The sequence below is a fragment of the Halorubrum sp. CBA1125 genome (genome assembly GCF_009742825.1).
Lineage (GTDB): Archaea > Halobacteriota > Halobacteria > Halobacteriales > Haloferacaceae > Halorubrum.
In genome coordinates, this window is record NZ_WPCE01000375.1 from 1 (window position 1) to 1,091 (window position 1,091).

Sequence of the window (1,091 nt, forward strand, 5' to 3'; positions counted from 1 at the left end):
GTCGATCGTCTCGATGGTCACCCGCGTGACCGTGGCCTCCGAGACGGAGCCGGCGACGCGGACCGTCCCCGCGGTGGCGTTGGTCGCGTTCTCCGTGACGGTCACGACGGGGTTCGAGTCGTACTCCACGGTGAACGTCTCCGATTCGACGTTGCCGGCGGTGTCCTCCGCCACGAGTCGGAACTCGTTCGCGTCGGTGTCGTCGTAGAGGTCGATCCGTTCGTCGACGTCGACGGCGAGCCTGTCCGGGTCCGGCCCGGCGTCGCTTCCGGTCAGTACCACCCGCGAGGCGTTGTTGCTGGTGCGACTTATCGCCACGCGGTGGAGCTTCGTGTCGTCGCGCACCGTCCCCCGGACGCGGACCGAGTCGGCGTAGCTCACCGCCGGCACGTCGAGTTCGATCTCCGGGTCGGTCGCGTCGTCGACGACGAGCGTGAACGCGTCCTCGTTCGTCTTCCCGGTCGCGTCGATGTACCGGGCGACGATCTCGTTTTCGCCGTCGCCGAGCAGCAGGTCCTGTGAGAACGAGTCGCCAGGGTCGGTGAGTCGATGGAGTTCGCGGTCGGTCCTGTTCTCGTCCCCGAAGCCGGCGTCGGTGTGGGTCCGCTCGATGGTGATGCGGTCCACCTCGGAGAGCGTGTGGAGCGTCCCGGCGAGCGTCACCCGGCCGCTTGAGACGTCGGTCTCGTTGGGCGGGCCGCCCTTCACGCTCGTCGCGAACGGCTCAGCGTACTTGACCCGCGGGGCGGCGGTTCGCTTCGTCAGCGTCGTCTGAAACGTGGACACGTCCCCGTCGCTCGCGACCACCTCGATCTCGTTCTCGTTCACGTCCATGTCAAGCGGGACTGCCCGCGAGAACGACGACGAGTCCGGCCGGAACGTGTGGCGAATCTCGCCGTCGACGCGGATCTCCACCAGGTCGATGGCGTCCTCGGACGCGACCGTGACGTTCGCCGTCGGGTCCTCCTGGAGGACGACGTCCTCGCCGTCTGCGACCGGCGCGGCGCCGTCGAACGGCGCGGCCTCGACCGTGACGTCGATCGACGGTCCCGCCGCCGCTCCGGCGGCCGGGCCGACCGCCGCCAGCGCGA

At 69.5% G+C, this 1,091-nt stretch carries 1 pseudogene; it reads right to left on the reverse strand.

From position 1 onward, the window contains the following. Positions 1 to 1,091 (reverse strand): annotated as a pseudogene (locus GJ633_RS17445) (hypothetical protein); the annotation flags it as partial.